This window comes from Vibrio sp. 10N.222.52.C12, assembly GCF_041474215.1.
In the GTDB taxonomy this organism is placed as follows: Bacteria; Pseudomonadota; Gammaproteobacteria; order Enterobacterales; family Vibrionaceae; genus Vibrio; species Vibrio crassostreae_C.
On the sequence record NZ_JBFRTR010000005.1, the window covers coordinates 1 to 15,345 of the forward strand.

The 15,345-nt window shown below is 45.2% G+C and carries 22 protein-coding genes; all 22 read left to right on the forward strand.

Features of this window, described 5'->3' with window-relative positions; all coding sequences use genetic code 11:
- Positions 1-120: 120 nt before the first annotated feature.
- The 22 genes from AB4623_RS00475 (at position 121) to AB4623_RS00580 (ending at position 15,285) form a co-directional block, all read left to right on the forward strand.
- A complete protein-coding gene (locus AB4623_RS00475; RefSeq protein WP_048663576.1) occupies positions 121-1,050 on the forward strand; it encodes a hypothetical protein in 930 nt (309 codons plus the stop codon).
- Positions 1,050-1,571 (forward strand): histidine phosphatase family protein, encoded by a 522-nt coding sequence (locus AB4623_RS00480; protein WP_048663575.1) that lies wholly within the window; start codon positions 1,050-1,052, stop codon positions 1,569-1,571. The genes AB4623_RS00475 and AB4623_RS00480 overlap by 1 nt, the downstream gene beginning before the upstream one ends.
- 181 nt (positions 1,572-1,752) lie before the next feature.
- Positions 1,753-1,968 carry an HP1 family phage holin gene (locus AB4623_RS00485; protein ID WP_048663574.1) on the forward strand — a complete coding sequence of 72 codons (216 nt, stop codon included), beginning with the start codon at positions 1,753-1,755 and terminating at the stop codon, positions 1,966-1,968.
- Positions 1,949-2,476 carry a lysozyme gene (locus AB4623_RS00490; RefSeq protein WP_372145491.1) on the forward strand — a complete coding sequence of 176 codons (528 nt, stop codon included), beginning with the start codon at positions 1,949-1,951 and terminating at the stop codon, positions 2,474-2,476. The genes AB4623_RS00485 and AB4623_RS00490 overlap by 20 nt, the downstream gene beginning before the upstream one ends.
- Positions 2,477-2,490: 14 nt before the next feature.
- Entirely contained in the window at positions 2,491-2,847 is a 357-nt protein-coding gene (locus tag AB4623_RS00495; protein WP_372106142.1) for a hypothetical protein, read from the forward strand.
- A complete protein-coding gene (locus AB4623_RS00500; protein WP_243657232.1) occupies positions 2,789-3,061 on the forward strand; it encodes a hypothetical protein in 273 nt (90 codons plus the stop codon). The genes AB4623_RS00495 and AB4623_RS00500 overlap by 59 nt, the downstream gene beginning before the upstream one ends.
- A 99-nt stretch (positions 3,062-3,160) precedes the next feature.
- A complete protein-coding gene (locus tag AB4623_RS00505) occupies positions 3,161-3,631 on the forward strand; it encodes a hypothetical protein (protein WP_048669324.1) in 471 nt (156 codons plus the stop codon).
- Positions 3,612-5,711: a terminase gpA endonuclease subunit gene (locus AB4623_RS00510; protein ID WP_372145493.1), complete on the forward strand. Its 2,100-nt coding sequence runs from the start codon at positions 3,612-3,614 to the stop codon at positions 5,709-5,711. Before AB4623_RS00505 ends, AB4623_RS00510 begins: the two co-directional genes overlap by 20 nt.
- A complete protein-coding gene (locus AB4623_RS00515; RefSeq protein ID WP_048663569.1) occupies positions 5,708-5,929 on the forward strand; it encodes a hypothetical protein in 222 nt (73 codons plus the stop codon). The genes AB4623_RS00510 and AB4623_RS00515 overlap by 4 nt, the downstream gene beginning before the upstream one ends.
- Positions 5,922-7,415, forward strand: coding sequence for a phage portal protein (locus AB4623_RS00520; protein ID WP_372145494.1), 1,494 nt, complete (start codon positions 5,922-5,924; stop codon positions 7,413-7,415). Before AB4623_RS00515 ends, AB4623_RS00520 begins: the two co-directional genes overlap by 8 nt.
- Entirely contained in the window at positions 7,396-9,408 is a 2,013-nt protein-coding gene (locus AB4623_RS00525; RefSeq protein ID WP_372106144.1) for a ClpP-like prohead protease/major capsid protein fusion protein, read from the forward strand. The genes AB4623_RS00520 and AB4623_RS00525 overlap by 20 nt, the downstream gene beginning before the upstream one ends.
- Positions 9,409-9,476: 68 nt before the next feature.
- Positions 9,477-9,809, forward strand: a complete 333-nt coding sequence (locus AB4623_RS00530; protein ID WP_372145496.1) for a capsid cement protein — start codon at positions 9,477-9,479, stop codon at positions 9,807-9,809.
- A 9-nt stretch (positions 9,810-9,818) separates the two neighbouring features.
- Positions 9,819-10,145: a hypothetical protein gene (locus AB4623_RS00535; protein ID WP_371728393.1), complete on the forward strand. Its 327-nt coding sequence runs from the start codon at positions 9,819-9,821 to the stop codon at positions 10,143-10,145.
- On the forward strand, positions 10,126-10,650 hold the full coding sequence (locus AB4623_RS00540; protein WP_371728394.1) for a phage tail protein: 525 nt from the start codon (positions 10,126-10,128) through the stop codon (positions 10,648-10,650). Before AB4623_RS00535 ends, AB4623_RS00540 begins: the two co-directional genes overlap by 20 nt.
- 10 nt (positions 10,651-10,660) lie before the next feature.
- The gene (locus tag AB4623_RS00545; RefSeq protein ID WP_371728420.1) at positions 10,661-11,137 is read left to right on the forward strand and encodes a hypothetical protein; all 477 of its coding nucleotides are present in this window, start codon (positions 10,661-10,663) and stop codon (positions 11,135-11,137) included.
- On the forward strand, positions 11,085-11,678 hold the full coding sequence (locus tag AB4623_RS00550; protein ID WP_371728395.1) for a phage baseplate assembly protein V: 594 nt from the start codon (positions 11,085-11,087) through the stop codon (positions 11,676-11,678). The genes AB4623_RS00545 and AB4623_RS00550 overlap by 53 nt, the downstream gene beginning before the upstream one ends.
- Positions 11,675-12,007 (forward strand): phage baseplate protein, encoded by a 333-nt coding sequence (locus AB4623_RS00555; RefSeq protein ID WP_371728396.1) that lies wholly within the window; start codon positions 11,675-11,677, stop codon positions 12,005-12,007. Before AB4623_RS00550 ends, AB4623_RS00555 begins: the two co-directional genes overlap by 4 nt.
- Positions 12,004-12,984: a baseplate J/gp47 family protein gene (locus AB4623_RS00560; RefSeq protein ID WP_371728397.1), complete on the forward strand. Its 981-nt coding sequence runs from the start codon at positions 12,004-12,006 to the stop codon at positions 12,982-12,984. The genes AB4623_RS00555 and AB4623_RS00560 overlap by 4 nt, the downstream gene beginning before the upstream one ends.
- A complete protein-coding gene (locus AB4623_RS00565; RefSeq protein WP_371728398.1) occupies positions 12,968-13,618 on the forward strand; it encodes a phage tail protein I in 651 nt (216 codons plus the stop codon). Before AB4623_RS00560 ends, AB4623_RS00565 begins: the two co-directional genes overlap by 17 nt.
- Positions 13,615-14,151, forward strand: coding sequence for a phage tail protein (locus tag AB4623_RS00570; protein WP_017100933.1), 537 nt, complete (start codon positions 13,615-13,617; stop codon positions 14,149-14,151). The genes AB4623_RS00565 and AB4623_RS00570 overlap by 4 nt, the downstream gene beginning before the upstream one ends.
- Positions 14,151-14,948 (forward strand): hypothetical protein, encoded by a 798-nt coding sequence (locus AB4623_RS00575; protein WP_372011994.1) that lies wholly within the window; start codon positions 14,151-14,153, stop codon positions 14,946-14,948. The genes AB4623_RS00570 and AB4623_RS00575 overlap by 1 nt, the downstream gene beginning before the upstream one ends.
- Positions 14,949-14,955: 7 nt before the next feature.
- Complete coding sequence (locus AB4623_RS00580) at positions 14,956-15,285, forward strand: tail fiber assembly protein (protein ID WP_371728400.1); 330 nt, start codon at positions 14,956-14,958, stop codon at positions 15,283-15,285.
- The last annotated feature ends 60 nt before the right edge of the window (positions 15,286-15,345 follow it).

The window sequence follows — 15,345 nt, forward strand, 5'->3', positions numbered from 1 at the left end:
ATAAATAACAGGTTTTTATGTAATAGAAAAAAAGTCAGAAAGAATATAAAGTACTTTGACGATGTTATATCGCCAAATGAACAATTTAAATTAATATAAGTAGGCAAGGTAAAAGGCTTTATGGAACAAAGAAAAAAACATACAGACGATATTATTTTTAAAATAAAAGAAGAATTCAAGAAATGTAGTATTCTTGATTCAAATATGTGTCTTGTAGTTACCGGATCATTTGGCCGAGAAGAAGCATCGGATCAGTCTGATATGGACTGGTATTTAATATCATCAGCTAAACTTGATTCAAGTGTAGTTAAACAAGTAGAACAAACTATAGATGAAATCATCAGTAAGTATGTTGAGAAGAATGTTGGTGGTACAGGTACATTTGGAGCTGTTATTGAGAGTTCAGATTTACTGAATAATTTCGGTGGTGAATTGGATAGTAATAAGGCATTTACAAGAAGGATGCTTTATTTACTGGAAAGTAAATGGCTTTACAACGAAGATATGTATATTTCTTTGAAAAGAGAAATACTAGATAAATATATCAAATCATCAGTTCCAAATGAGAGCATAAACAAATTCATGTTGAATGATGTCATTCGCTATTACAGAACTATATGCACTGACTATCAATACAAAGTCTCCGAACAGGGTAAAAGTTGGGGCGTCCGTAAAATAAAACTACGTTTTTCTAGGAAATTGTTATATTTTTCAGGGTTGATTACCGTTGCTGAAACTCACGGTCTTTCACGCGAAGAAAAATTGAATAAAACATATGATCTTCTAGAGTTATCACCGATTGCAAGAATCGCACATATTTTTGGTGATGACTTTCATGTGTTGAAAGAACAGTATTCTTATTTCTTGACGGAAATTTCCAAAGAGTCTGTTAGACAGTCGTTGGACTCAGTAGTTGAAAGTAAAAGAAAAGAAAATAATAAATACGTAGAGTTATCGGAACTGTCTAAAGAGTTTGAAAATGAGTTAAATAAGATGTTTAACTCAAAATATGAAAAAAATCATCCAATTCATGCATCTTTAGTTTTTTAATGAAAGTTGTTTATATCCGACATGGAATAACTTCATATAGCACTGATAACCTATTTGCAGGAAGACGAAATATTGCTGTAGAATATTTTAACGAGGAGTTACTCTTCAATGCTTTGGATTTGATTCGTAAAAACAAACCGGAGATTGTCTTGGTTAGCCCTTTGTTAAGAGCGCAACAGACAGCTAATTGGTTTGCTTTACGGTATGATGATTGCGAGTATATTGAAGAGCCACTTCTTATTGAAAGAGACTTTGGGTTTTTTGAAGGTCACGTGAAATCTAAAAAAAATCGAGAGGAAATGGAGTTGTGTAGTTCCGTTGAGACAATTGAATCTTTCAGTGAGAGAATAATATCGTTTTATGATAAATATTCAAAAAAAATGAATGTAAAAAGCTGCGTTGTTATCGGACATTCAGCTTTTTATAGACAAAGCGTTCAGTTGCTAGGAATCGAGCGACTGAATGAACTTGAGTGTTGTGGGTCAGCGGAATTTTCAGTTGTTCTTCCCACAACCAGTTGACCTTCTTATTAGACTTACTTGTATTTGTTACTACTAACATTGACAGGTGATTAAGAACGATGCATTATTGTCACATTAGGAAACCTCGCCCATTCGGCGGGGTTTTTTCGTTTCTACCGTTTATAACTGACAAAGCACCCCTTTCTATTGTGAAAGTCGGGTGCTTTTTTGTGAGCGCAATATGCAAGAGAAAATCAGTTCTTTCGTTTCATACGTGAGTGCTCTGGCCTATGCAGGCTTTGGTGCATTGACTTTGCAAGATTGGGTCAGCGTCATAGGTTTGATTTTTGTGATAGTGACTTATTTTACTAACCGGTATTACAAAAAAAAGATCGTAGAGATAATCAAAGCGAATCCAGAAAAAGCGGTGAAAGTTTATGCGAAGCGCGATCTCTAAGGGGGTGTGTTCAGTCGCTGTCGTGCTCGCGCTTGCTTTTAACTTAATTTCGGACTTGCGAACGAGCCAACAAGGCTTAAGCCATATTGCCAATTTCGAAGGGTGTCGAACTCAAGCTTACCGATGCAGCGCTAAAGTATGGACTCATGGCCTCGGCCATACCCAAGGTGTCAAGCAAGGCGATACTGTGACCCAAGAGCAAATTGCTCGTAATTTCATCGCTGATGTGAAAAGTGCCGAAAATTCTGTAAACAAACACCTAACCACTGACGTTACTCAAGCTCAGTTTGATGTCCTGGTGAGCTTTGTGTTCAACCTTGGCGTTGGCAACTTTAAACGTTCCACCATGCTTAAGTTATTTAACCAAAACCAACCCTTAAAAGCGTGCCTCGAATTTTCACGTTGGGTCTATGTTAACGGCAAAAACTGCAGGGACCCTGATAGTCAATGTTCAGGGATCGTGAAACGTCGCGAATTAGAACAACAAGCTTGTTTGAACGGCTGGTAACAAGGGGAGGCTTTATGAACTTCTCTATCAAAAATACTTTGTTGATAGGTTTGGTTATTTTGTTGCTTGGTAGCTTCGTTTTCTCTGCGTATCTACTTGATTTAACCAAAGTGCAGGCAAAGCGCTACGGTGAGCTTCAGGGGCAGTTTCAAGACTCATTGAACAAAAATAAATCACTGTCTATCACCGTTAAAACCTTAAGCGATGAAGTTCGGCAAGCGCAACGGGCCGCTGATGTTTTGCTGCTAGCTAAGGCCGATCGGAATGCTGAAACGATTCGCACAGTGACCCAAATAAAAGAGGTACTGGTTCATGAAAAATGTACAGATGTGCCTATTCCTGATGCTTCTGAGTGGTTGTACTACGACTGAGGTCATCACTGAATACCAAGACCGGTTGGTTCTTCCTCCGGCGGTGTATCTGACTTCTTGCACACAGCCTTTTACTTCTCCGCCTAAAACCTACGGTGAAGCGGTAGAGCGCGACCCGGTGTGGTTAGAAGCTTGGCGCAATTGCGCTGACCAAATCGAGCATTTACGTAGTTTTTATGGCTACGAGAGTGCGATAACAAATATGGGCGAATAACACTGACTACTTGGGTGGTCGTCATTCGTTATTGTCCGTAATTCATTTTTTACGAGGGCGTGACACACGGAGAGGCGACACTCATTCAGAGGGCTTTCAATGAACAATGAAAAACGACTTTGGAATTTGACCGAGTTGGAAGCGTTCGATTATCACCGCTCTACGATCCGGAAAAAGCTGAAGTCTGCAGGCATTGAGCCAATCGCCTACAAAGGCAATATCCCCCTTTACGATGTGGTTCAAGTTGCCCCGTATTTATGTAAAGCAATGATTAAAGAAAGTGATGCTCCGGATTTGATGGGTTTTAAAACGGCCGCAGAGCTCAGGGCTTATATCCAGTCGGAACGTGAAAAATTGGCGCTTTTGAACGAGACCGGTGAATGTGTGGATAAAGCTGACTATGAGCTTGAAATCGGCACTTGCCTTGCCAGTGTGAAGAGTTTTAAAGAGAAAGTGATCACTCGTGTTGAGTCTGCGATAACCAGTGCCACCCCGCAAGAGCTTGAATATTTGGATAAATTATTGAATTTCGATTTGAAGGCAATTGCAGATGAGCTTGAAAACGTTTGATCCCCGTTTAGGTGTTCAGTTTGCGGATGCCGCAGAAATAAGAAGAAAGTTGGCTTATTTGTGTCGACCTGTCAATAAAAGTCCTGTTCTTGCCGCTGATGAGGGTTTGTGGATTTCTGATGGGACGGATGTGACGAAGTTCTTATCGAGTCAAGTTCCTTACATTCGAGAGCCGATGGAGTGTTTATCGCGCCGTATTTACGAAGCGGTGATTTTAATGGGGCCAGCGCGTTCAGGTAAAACTAAGGGGCTGGTTGAAGGGTGGATTAATTACACGGTGACGCAAGCCCCTGGCGATATGTTGCTGATCTATTCTACAAAAAAGAAAGCAGAGAGTATGTCTAAAAAGGATCTTGCTCGTTGTTTTGCTGCGACGGAAGAGATTAACAAGCTACGAACCGGACGGAAATCCGACGATACGCTAACGTTTAAGCACTTTCTTAATGGGATGAATTTGAGTTTGGACTCTGCGACTGAAAGCAGTTTATCTGCCGAAACGTTCCGTTACGCCGGTTGTTCGGATTACGATCGGGCCGATGATGGCGTAGGGCAAGAAGGGAGCAAATTTCAGCTGATGCTTAAGCGGATTCAGAATGCGAAGTCTTCTGGGATGGCGATGGCAGAAAGTTCACCAGGGCGTCTCGTTCGCCAACCTAAGTCACCAGCAGAGCTCGGCCCTCATGAAGCCCAGCCGTGTGGGGGAATTGCTCAGCTCTACAATCAAGGTGATCGTCGGCGTTTCTATTGGCAGTGTGATGATTGTGGTTTTTGGTTCCTTCCTGATTTTGAAACTTTGCATTGGGAAGACAAGTATTCAGATCCTCAAGATGTGGCCAAGTCTACTTATTGCCAATGTCCACGTTGTTTGCACCGTATTGATGAGCACCAAAAACAAGAAAAAAGTTTAGCGGCCCGTTGGTTTCGTGAAGGGGCGGTGGACTCGTTTGGTGAAGAGGTCACGGATGAAGACAAAATACGCCAGTCTAAATGGGCGTCGTTTGGGTTTGAAGGTGTCGTAGCGGCCTACCAGAGTTGGGAGAACTTAGTTTATCGTTATCTCACGGCTCAAACCTTGTATGAAGATAGCGGTGATGAAGATTCTTTGATGTCTTTTTATAACATTGATGTTGGCCGTCCTTATATCTTACAAATCGAAGGAAAAGACATTGGTGTTCATGAGCTGATGGAAAAAGCCAAAGGCAATCCTTATTTGCGTGGGGTTGTGCCTGTTGGTGGCCGTTTCTTGATCATGAGTATCGATGTTCAAGGTGGTAAATCCAATGCTCGGTTTGTGGTTCAAGCTCAAGTGTTTGGCGAAGGGCTGCAGCGCTGGGTGATCGACCGCTTTGAGATTTTAACGACACCACATCGAAATGGTGACCGTATTAACCCTGCCATTTACGCGGAAGATTGGGACCTACTCATCGCTCAGGTGATCAAGAAAACATACCCCGTTGCCGATGGCAGTGGACGAGTCATGAAACCAATATTAACACTGTGTGATTCTGGTGGTTCGGCTTCTGAAAAAGACGGTAAGAAAACTTCAGTGACCGATTTTGCTTACCAGTTTTATAACCGCCTTAAAGCGAAAGGGTTGGCCCACTTGTTTCGACTTGTGAAAGGGGCCAGCAACAAAGACATGGATTCACTGATTAAAGAATCTTACCCAGATAAGCGCAGCAAACTGGCGCATGGTGAGATCCCTTTATTACTGCTGCACACCAATCGACTAAAAAACCGTGTGGTGGCCAGCTATTCCCGTGAAGAATTTGGCTCTCGGTATTTCCATTTGCCCGCCTGGGCGGAAAGAGAGTGGTTTGATGAACTGACGGCGGAATTCATTGATGAAAAAGGCCAATGGATTTGTCCTGATAAGACGCGTAACGAAAGTTTTGATTTATGCGCGTATGCCGAAGCGGGGATGCACTTTCTTGGTGGTGATGACATCCATTGGGAAAGCGTACCCCCTTGGGCGTCTGAATGGCAGATTAACTCGAATGTGATTGATGCTGACTTACAGCCTGTTTTCGAGCGCAAGCCTAAGAAACGTTATAACCACTCAAGAGGTATTTTCGGATGAGTTTAGTGATACCGACCAATCAAGAACGTTTGCAGTGGTACCTCGAAGCCGAACAGAAAATCTTACAGCAACAGTCGGTTAAGACGGCAGAAGATGAAGAGTTGACCTTGGCGAGTTTAGCGACGGTGCGTAAAGAGATAGAGCGTTTGCAGCGCATTATCGCTCTGCAAGTTCAAGGGGGACGACGCTCTATGATACGGAGAAATTATCTTGAGTAGCCAAAACTTGCTCGACAAGCTCGTGGCCATATTCAGTCCTAGGAAAGGGTTGGAACGTGCCTACGACAGACGGCTTTTGAATAAATACAATGCAGCACTTCCCCGTAATCCGCACACCAAAAAGACAAATAAACAATCAAAAGGCGATGCCAATTCGTTGAACAAAGGCGCGAAAGCGGTGTATCAACGTGCCCGACATATGGATGAAAATAACCCGTTTGTTACGGCCATTTTGGATGAGCTTTGCGCCAATGTAATTGGTCCGAATGGCATCATGGTGGAGCCTCAGCCTTTAAACCACAAAGGGGAAGTGCATGTCGAATGCGCTCAGGCGATCATGACCTGGTGGGAGAATTTTTCTTTAAATCAAAACATCGATGCTGAACATTCTCGCGCGGAAACGGAGTGGCTTGCGGGTCGAACATGGTTTCGTGATGGCGAGGTGTTTTGTCGAATGTTCATGGGTAAGCACAGTGATTTGAATTACCCAACAGAGACGCCCTTTGCGGTGCAACCCTTTGAGCCTGATTTTATTCCTTCCCACATAACGGAAGCTGAAGGGGGACTGTTTGAAGGTATTAAGCGAAACAAGCTCGGGCAGGCTGTGAGCTATTTGATTCAGAGAGACTCAAGAGGGTTTGAGTTCGTTGATGTCGATGCGCAGTTTGTCTGCCATTTAAAGTTTACTCGGCGTTTTCATCAAAACCGTGGCATTTCCCTTTTGCATTCCATTTTGGATTTGGTCGATGACATCGAAGATTACGACCAATCTGAGCGTATTAGTGCCCAGATAGCGAGTCGTTTTGCTTATTACATAAAACGAGATCCGACATTGAATTCAAATGCAACGGACGCGTTCGATCGCGGCGGCGATTTGTTTTTAGGGATGGGAAACTCGTTTGAACTGGCACCCGGTGAAGATGCAGGGGTGGTGGAGAACAACCGAAAAGAAACCATGAGCAGCCCTTTTCGAAATGCCCAGCTTCGATTAGCCAGTGGCGGCGCAGGAGTGAACAACTCTAGCGTAACCCGAGACTATAGCAACGGCAGTTATTCCGCTCAGCGCCAAGAGTTAATCGATTCGTTCAGTCGTTATCGAGTGTTGCAGCGAAAGTTCGTTTTAGGTTGGACTCGTCCACAGTATCGACATGCTTTGCAGATGGCGATGTTAGCCGGTGAAGTCAACATCCTCGCAGGGGTTAAGCGAGACTCTATTTTTAATGCGATCTATCAGGCGCCAGTGATGCCATGGATTGACCCTAGCAAAGAAATGGTAGGCGTCGAAAAAGGAACCCGTTTAGGTTTGCATTCCTTAAGTCATGCACAACGTGAACGTAATATTAACCCGTTGTCGACTCGTCGCGAAATTCAATCTGAACGTCAACAAATGAACGATATGCACATCGTGAGTACGTCGGACCCTGCTCATGCGGTGAAGCTCAACAATCAGAAAGAAGAGGCAAACAATGCCAAAACCAAAGAATAGCTGGTACACGCTTAAGAACGAAGCCGATGTGATTAAGATTTGGGTGCATGGAGATATCAGTGCTTGGGATATTGATGCAATGGAAATCATTGCGGCGTTGCAAGTGGCCAACAATAAAGAGGTTGAATTGCGAATGCTCAGTGGTGGGGGCAGCGTTTACCAAGGTCTTGCAATGTATAACGCACTGAAGGCGCATAAAGGAAAGGTGATGGGCATTGTTGATGGCATGGCCGCGAGCATTGCGACTTATGTCCTGCTTGCCTGTGACTCTATCTGTATGCCTGAAAATGCCATGTTGATGATCCATAACCCTACTATCGGAGCGTGGGGCGGTGAGAAGGAAATCAACTCAGCGTTTCAACAGTTGCAAGCGGCGACCAAGACCATTTCTGAAGCGTACGCTGAAAAGTCGGGTCAACCTCTTGAAGAGGTACTGACTGCCATGGAGAAAGAAACGTGGTTCACCGCGCAAGCCGCTAAAGAGTGGGGGATTGTTGATGAGGTGGTTGAAGCGGTCGACCTTAGTAACGCATTACAAAACCTCGATGAATCTGATTTTAAGAATTTCAAACAAGCGCCAGCCGAGTTGATGAATTCGCTAACGCAACAGGTGAATGAACCGACACCTTTAGCAGCGTCTGCTCAGCCAAATGAACCTCAAATAGACAAACCTAAGCAGGTAAGCGACATGCCGAAACCAAATGAAGAATTACAAAACGCTGTAAAAGCAGAGAACCAACGCCAAGCAGATATTCGTGCGTTGTGTGCTCAACATAAAGTCAGCGAGGCACTCACCAATGAAATGCTGGCTGACTTATCGTGCTCAGTGGGACAGGCATCCACTAAGATTTTAGAAAGTATTGGCAGCCAATCAGCGGCAGGTCAACAAGAGCCTGAAGCGAATTTGACGGCTACGCACATGAGACTTGGCAACGGTAACCATGTCAAAGAGGAACTGCAAAATGCGTTGAATGCACGTTGTGGTGTTGAGGATTTAGAAAAAGACAACGCGTTCGGTCATGAGTCATTACTGAATATGGCGCGCGCTTGCCTCGATGTGAATGCTCGAAGCGCGATCACCAAGAATGAATTGGTGAACCGAGCGTTTAACTCCGGTGATTTTGGCGACATCATCACTGAAGGTATTCGAACCGTGATGCGCGATGAAGCGCAAGCAAGAGCTCCGATGTGGCGTGAACTGGCTAACGTAGAGAACCTGACGGATTTTCGTGAAACTGAGTTAGTGATGGTTAATGACGCGCCGGACTTGATGAAAGTAGCGGAAGATGGCGAATACAAAGCGGCGATCTTAAAAGGCAGCGGTGAGCGCATTCAGCTTGCGACCTTTGGGCGTGAAATCCAGTTTACTCGTCATGCCATCATTAATGATGAAATTGGCTTAGTGGCGAAGGTGCCTCGTAAATTCATGCAGTCCGGTTATCGTCTGTCAGACAAGCTGATGTTTAACGCTATCCTCGCAGGCAAAATGGCCGATGGTGGCAATGTCTTTAAAGCGGGCAAAGACAAAGGCTGGGGTAATTTCATCAATGACATTCCAGCGGGCGATTACGCGGCGATGATTATGGCTCTGCATAAGGTATTTGCGACGGCAACCACCATCCCACTGGATGGTGAAGCGGGTCAAGGCGATGCGTTAGATCTTCGTGGTGAGCTCCTGATTGCGAGTCCGGATCATGCTTCAATGTTTGAAGCGGTTTTGAACACCGCGAGCAAACCGGATGCCTTTAACCCAGCCTATAAAAAATTCGGCAAAGTGATTGAAACTGCGCGTTTAAGCGAGGTGAATGGCGCACTGGCGCTGACAGGTAAAGATTTTGATACCGTAGTGATGGGCTTCTTAGATGGCCAGCAAGACCCATGGTTAGAAACGGGCGACGGTTGGAGCAGCGATGGTGCCAAGTTCCGTATTACTTACGACTTAATGTCGAAGGTATTAGACCGACGTGGTATTGCCCAAGCGGTCTTTAAGTAAAGCTTGGAAGAACAGTTTGATTTGATTGATAGGGTGAGCATGGCTTGCCCTTTTTTAATGGTGACAATATGCGTTTAAGCGATGGGAAAAAGATTGTGGCGACCGTGCCAACGGGTGGTTTTAAGAAAGATGTCCCTTGTCTACTTGGAGCTTTATTAGTGGTGCCCAACTTTACGGCGAAAGCCGGCGAGACGGTGGTGTGTTACACACAAGGTCATTTTGATGGCCCGATTAAAGCCGGTGATAGCGTGAGCTTTGCCTCCGAAGCGGCTTACTTTAAAAACGGTGAGTTTACCAAGACAAAGCCCACGGCATCGGGGGACGTGTCTCAACCGGTTGGGGTGTTCATTGATGATGGGGTGCTTCTGACTGGCGGCGTACTCACTGAGTTTGTGACTTAATGAGTTGTGATGAGTGAGTTTGAAGCGGCTCGGCGTCTTATTCGTCAATCTATCCAACGCTGTTTTGGTCGTCCTCTTTTTGTGATGACCCCACAAGGGAAGCAGATTGAAGTGATCGGATACATCCGAAGTCACGAGAAGGGCGTGAATCAAGTGCATTTACTGGCTACGGATTCTGAGCTCCCTGAAAGCTGTACTTTGCTTTATCGCGATAAACGGTACCGGTTAGTGTTTAATACAGCGGCTAAAAGTCCCAACGGGACGAGTCAGCTTATGAGGGAATACGTCCTGGTCTTCGATCCCCAAGGTGCGCAGCATGAGTGGTCTGAATTTTAGTCGTTCCCAATTGCTTTTAGATACGGAGTTTATTCGTCGTTATGAAGCGTTTTCAGAAGAAATTCCGAAAGCAGTACTTCGCGCGGCTTCGCTCACCTCTCGATGGTTACGAGGGGTATCGATGGCAGAGCTTGGTTATGAGCTCAGTATTGATAACAAAGCGCTGCGTTCGCGATTTCGAGTGTACAAAAACGGTCGTGTGTCGAAGCTATGGATTGGTGTGCGTGAGATTGGTGTTCATCGACTGGGTAAGCCCGTTCAAAACCGCTTAGGTGTCCGAGTGGGTGAGCATTTTTTTGCTGGCGCGTTTATTTCTCCGATGGATAGCGATGAACTCTTGGTATGGCGAAGGCGCGGTAAGTCGAGATCTCCCATAGAAAGAGTCAACATCGATATTGCGGATGATGTGGATTCGATTGTTGAGAACTACTTACCCGATATTAATCGTAAATTTGAGGCGTTTTTTCATCGTGAATTCAAACACGTTCTTTCGCTCGCCGCGTGAGTGGGTCTTATTGGTGGTCAATCACTTAGAGCAGCGGCTTACGCTTAAGGTCGATACTGTTTATCGACGCCAAGCGGTGGAGTTGGCCAACACCACCATCAGTTATCACATTGGCGAGGCCGAGCCGGTTAATGAATATGCCAACGACGGGCGTCACCTTCATGACATTGAATTAAGGTTCTTGGTTGAAGTGCCTATCTCCATGGATGAGTTTGATTTGGAAGCGTTGGACGCTTCAACGCGTGTAGAGCGAGAATTGCTGCATCAACAATTTGGTGCGTCGAGCGATTTAGACGGTGCGGTAGTAGTGTCGAATCTTCCTAGCAAATTTGATCCAAAAAATGGTGTGTTTGCACGAACCGTGACGATGAAACAGCGTATTCGATTAGGCCCAGTGGAAGAGAGCTGGCATTACATTGATGGGGGCTCCCACCATGCTAACCAAGCTGATGAAACATGTGAGCGCATTAGAGAAGAAGGTTCTTGAATTACATGAAGAGTTAGAAGAGAACAATCGCGCTTCGGCCAATCTACTACGCCTAGGTGTTGTTGTGAAAGCAGAGGCAAACACCGTCGATATTCAGACAGGGGATAATCTTGTAAAGAGGATCCCTTTTTTTGTGCTTGCGGCAGGAAGAGTCAGCCATTATCGGCGCCCTTCAGTTAACGAGCAATGTTTGCTGATTAATTTGGGAAGCGGTGACAGCTTAAACAATGCCGTGGCGTTAATGGGGTTACCTTCTACTCACTTTCAAAGCCCAACACTCAAAGATAACGAGGTGATGACCGATTACGGTAACGGCATGTCAGAGCTTTATAACGTCGATGACGGCTCTATTATTTGCCGGTATCCAGGGGGCATGAAGATCTATGGTGATACTTGGCAAGATGGGGATTATCAAGCAACGGGAGAGGTCACTGATCATACTCGTTCGATGCAAGCTGACCGAGAGATTTATAACAAACACGAGCATCCAGGCATACTTCCTGGTCCTGCGAAAACCAAGCCAACGGAGCAACAACAATGATTGGTATTGACCCCAAAACAGGACAAACCGTAACCGGTGCCAGCGCCTTGAGCTGTCGTTTTGCAAAGATACTAACGACAGAAGTCAGTTCACGAGTAAAACGTCGAGGCGTTGGAAATCGAGCGGTTTCGCGTTTGGGAAAGCAGCAGACACCCACCGAAGCCATGATAGTTCAAAATCTAACGTTAGAGGCTTTGTCCAACCCATTGAATGGGTTAACGGATTATCAAGGCATTCAGTGCCAAGCAATCCCACACTTGAATGGATTCAGAGTGAAAGTCTCGGGAACATGGCGCGGTGAACCTCTGCAATTAAGAGGGGTATTATGAGCAATAAACCTCAAGCTTTCAGTGAGCCTAACTTTGAATCTCTGCTGGATGAATACAGCAATTTTGCGGTGGAATATTGCGCTCAGCGAGATGAAGATAAAGCGAAACAATTACGCGAGGCCTTTAATAATCAAGGTGAGCTGCTCGCTCAGGTGACACAAGCGTTTGTCTTAAAACGAACCGCTGAAATACGAGAGCAGAACCATCAAGCTTTGCAGATGTTTCGTAAGTACGTGACCGATACCGAAATGGTAGATTTGTTGGCGTTGCAATACAGTTTAAAGCGTCAGGTCATAGAAGCCAGTGATGATACGGTTTTTCCCACAAAGCCTGCAGTCATGGAGTCTAATCAAAGCCTGCTTCAGCGTTTTGATTTAGCGCCTTTCCAGTTTCATACAACGGGCACTCGGCTTGGTTATCGTTTTCATGCCATGACTTTAGAAGAGCGGCCCACCATTACGGTGAATTCTGAAAAAGATGCTCTGGTAATGCGTTATGAGTTTCCTGAAACCTCCTTACCTAACCCTATCAAAGATGCGCAAGCTAGGATGCTAGAACCTAATTCAGGCAAAGTTTGTGTGGCGTTATTAAGCCGCACATCACCCAATGGTGTTCCAAGTGCGGCATTGCTTGAAAGAGCAAGACAATACCTAAACCGCGATGACATCGCGCAAGAGTCGGATGAGGTCACGGTAAAAGCGGCAACGCCTAAGCCTTATCAAATTGAAGTGACGCTTTTTACAGGAGCGGATCCCAACAATGAGGTCGAAAAGGCGTCGGCGGTCGTTGTGGCTTGGCAGTTTGCCGAAAAAGCACAAAGGCTTGGCGGCATTATTGACCGGGAAGAAGTGGCCCATATCTTTTATGAGCTGGGTGCGAAACGGGCCAAGGTTCAAGCACCGGCAGTGGATGTGGTGTGCGCTTGGGATGAAGCGCCACATTGTACGGAGGTGATGGTGAATGTCCGATCTGAATAAGGCGTTTCTATCGGTTCAGCCCAATAATGCTTCTCTTATTGAAGAGGCTTTGGAGTTTGCTTGGACAGAACTTATTCAATCCACTTTTTGTCCGTATCCCAACCTCAAACAACCTTTATTGACGGAGAAAACCTTTGTGGTTTTGCTTGCGGGTGAGCGAGGTGTAACGGATTGGCAGCCAAAAGACACGCTAGAAAGTCAACGTAAAACGGTGGATAAGGCGTTTGATATTCATCGAAAAGCCGGAACGCGATTTGGTTTGTCTATTGCACTGGATGCGATTGATTGTGATGTGGAAGTGACACCTTGGCATCAAATGCAACCAAGACACGCGCCGTATCATATTGAATGTATCGCATGGCAACGAAACCAGCCGCTTGATAAGGCGGCGACAACCCGAGTCTTAAGTCGTATTGAGAGCACTAAGTCTGAGCGAGACACGGTTGATTTCATTATGGCCCTTGGCGCTGAATTTGGGTTTGAATTTTCAGCGGTGAAGCAACATAGCGTTATTGCGAAAGACGATCACTGCAGCGGTAACATTAAAGCATCATCAGGCTTTGCTCCTCTGTATTGGTGCGCAGCCACACGCCTAATTTTTACAACTGATTTTGAATTTGGAGCAGTAGGATGAGTTATATCGTGCAATACACCGATGCGGGGCTCGCTGAGCTTATTAGCGCTCGTCACCAAGGGCTAAAAGGGGCAATTAAATACATTGCCGTTGGTGATCGTAGTTATACACCGACGACAGATCAGAAGGCGTTGAAAAACGAACTTCAACGCGAAGTCATTTTAGATTGGGAGGAGCTCAGCCCAACACAATTGAGAATGGGCGCCGTATTCAAAGGCAGCCAAGAATATGAAGTTCGTGAAGTGGGGTTCTTTTTAGAATCCGGTACTTTGTTGGCGGTGTATTCCGCCCCGAATACATTACTGACATACAAATCGGCGAATTCGAGTTGGTTACAGAAGTTCACACTGGATGTGTCGCCACTGCCGAGCAGCAGCGTGACAATCGAGGTCGGGACCGAGAATGTGAATTTACTGATGTCTGAAGAGGTGCTGACCGCTGCTATCGCAACGATCTCTTTAGGAACAACACAAATTAAAATAGCTCACCAGCATTTGTTGCTGAGTGAGCGGCTAAGAACGGAGCTGGGTTAATGAGTATTGAACAAAAGATTACAGATTTACAGCGAACTTCGGCAGAGCAGACAGCAGCTTCACAAGCGTTGTCGCAAGAAGTGGCAGGTAAAATGGGGGAGATTGATCAAACATTTGTTGAAGCCAAAGATAGCTTTGAGCGTTGGCGTGGCGAAGTTCAAGCAAAAGATATTAATGGTCAAAGTGTCTATGAGTCGGTGATTGATTTGACGGGGTTGAGTACCGACTATTTTTATCCCGTCTGGTGGAAAATGCCAGGTAATGAAGAGGGAGGATCAAGAATCACTATTTCAAGAAGGTACTTGGAAGACCGAAATCTAGATCCTTTCGGAACAAGGAATGTTTTTATTGCAGGGTTAAATCTGCAAATAGAAGGCGCGGGATACCCATTAAGTGGGGATGCAAATTATCTGACCATCAAACGACTTTTTCAAACCTACCGAAAAACTGTCCGAGCCGTTCAGTTTGGCATGAAATGTATTGCTCGCCCCATTAACAATACTAAGCCTTTATATTCAGGGTTTGTCTCCGGGCAGGTCGTAAAGCATGGTCTACGAAGTGGGTGTTACCTCAGAGGCGGGCTGACTTATCACGTAAGAAAAAGTTTCAATAATCAGCTGTGGTATAGCCGAGAAGAGGGGGAGGTGTCAGCAGGAATATCTTCGCCGGCAAATTATGAAATTGACTGGAAAGTTAAGGCGTATCATATCGATGACCCATTTCTTGGCCCTGACTATGAAGAGCGTTGTCTAGCTTATACGTTAGATAACGATAAACGTTATGTAACAAAAGACTGAGGGCGACATGAGTTACTATATCAAAGAGTTGACTTATTCTAATGGAGAGACACTTTACAATGTGCCCGCAGAACTAGGCATTTTGATCGAAATGGGCTTTAGTGAAGATCGAGCTTCAGAGATTTGCCTAGAGGCTGAACATGAGGCTCTATGGGAACTTATTCGAGCTGAGCGTCATTCAAAGCTTATGGAGACGGATTTTACTCAAGTGGGTGATGCTCCAATTACAGAAGAAAAGAAGCTTGCGTTTGCAGCGTACCGTCAAGCGCTTCGCGATTTACCCCAAAACTTTTCCAATCCAAATGACGTCATTTGGCCAGAAAAGCCAACCCTATAAACCGCTTCTAATAAGGCGGTTTTTTTGTATCTAGACAAAGCCCTTTGCAGCAATGTGAAG

Excerpts from the sequence above, each read along its gene's own strand:
- AB4623_RS00475 (WP_048663576.1), top strand. The coding sequence starts at position 121 with ATGGAACAAAGAAAAAAACATACAGACGATATTATTTTTAAAATAAAA.
- AB4623_RS00480 (WP_048663575.1), top strand. The coding sequence starts at position 1,050 with ATGAAAGTTGTTTATATCCGACATGGAATAACTTCATATAGCACTGAT.
- AB4623_RS00485 (WP_048663574.1), top strand. The coding sequence starts at position 1,753 with ATGCAAGAGAAAATCAGTTCTTTCGTTTCATACGTGAGTGCTCTGGCC.
- AB4623_RS00490 (WP_372145491.1), top strand. The coding sequence starts at position 1,949 with ATGCGAAGCGCGATCTCTAAGGGGGTGTGTTCAGTCGCTGTCGTGCTC.
- AB4623_RS00495 (WP_372106142.1), top strand. The coding sequence starts at position 2,491 with ATGAACTTCTCTATCAAAAATACTTTGTTGATAGGTTTGGTTATTTTG.
- AB4623_RS00500 (WP_243657232.1), top strand. The coding sequence starts at position 2,789 with ATGAAAAATGTACAGATGTGCCTATTCCTGATGCTTCTGAGTGGTTGT.
- AB4623_RS00505 (WP_048669324.1), top strand. The coding sequence starts at position 3,161 with ATGAACAATGAAAAACGACTTTGGAATTTGACCGAGTTGGAAGCGTTC.
- AB4623_RS00510 (WP_372145493.1), top strand. The coding sequence starts at position 3,612 with ATGAGCTTGAAAACGTTTGATCCCCGTTTAGGTGTTCAGTTTGCGGAT.
- AB4623_RS00515 (WP_048663569.1), top strand. The coding sequence starts at position 5,708 with ATGAGTTTAGTGATACCGACCAATCAAGAACGTTTGCAGTGGTACCTC.
- AB4623_RS00525 (WP_372106144.1), top strand. The coding sequence starts at position 7,396 with ATGCCAAAACCAAAGAATAGCTGGTACACGCTTAAGAACGAAGCCGAT.
- AB4623_RS00530 (WP_372145496.1), top strand. The coding sequence starts at position 9,477 with ATGCGTTTAAGCGATGGGAAAAAGATTGTGGCGACCGTGCCAACGGGT.
- AB4623_RS00535 (WP_371728393.1), top strand. The coding sequence starts at position 9,819 with ATGAGTGAGTTTGAAGCGGCTCGGCGTCTTATTCGTCAATCTATCCAA.
- AB4623_RS00540 (WP_371728394.1), top strand. The coding sequence starts at position 10,126 with ATGAGTGGTCTGAATTTTAGTCGTTCCCAATTGCTTTTAGATACGGAG.
- AB4623_RS00550 (WP_371728395.1), top strand. The coding sequence starts at position 11,085 with ATGCTAACCAAGCTGATGAAACATGTGAGCGCATTAGAGAAGAAGGTT.
- AB4623_RS00555 (WP_371728396.1), top strand. The coding sequence starts at position 11,675 with ATGATTGGTATTGACCCCAAAACAGGACAAACCGTAACCGGTGCCAGC.
- AB4623_RS00560 (WP_371728397.1), top strand. The coding sequence starts at position 12,004 with ATGAGCAATAAACCTCAAGCTTTCAGTGAGCCTAACTTTGAATCTCTG.
- AB4623_RS00565 (WP_371728398.1), top strand. The coding sequence starts at position 12,968 with ATGTCCGATCTGAATAAGGCGTTTCTATCGGTTCAGCCCAATAATGCT.
- AB4623_RS00570 (WP_017100933.1), top strand. The coding sequence starts at position 13,615 with ATGAGTTATATCGTGCAATACACCGATGCGGGGCTCGCTGAGCTTATT.
- AB4623_RS00575 (WP_372011994.1), top strand. The coding sequence starts at position 14,151 with ATGAGTATTGAACAAAAGATTACAGATTTACAGCGAACTTCGGCAGAG.
- AB4623_RS00580 (WP_371728400.1), top strand. The coding sequence starts at position 14,956 with ATGAGTTACTATATCAAAGAGTTGACTTATTCTAATGGAGAGACACTT.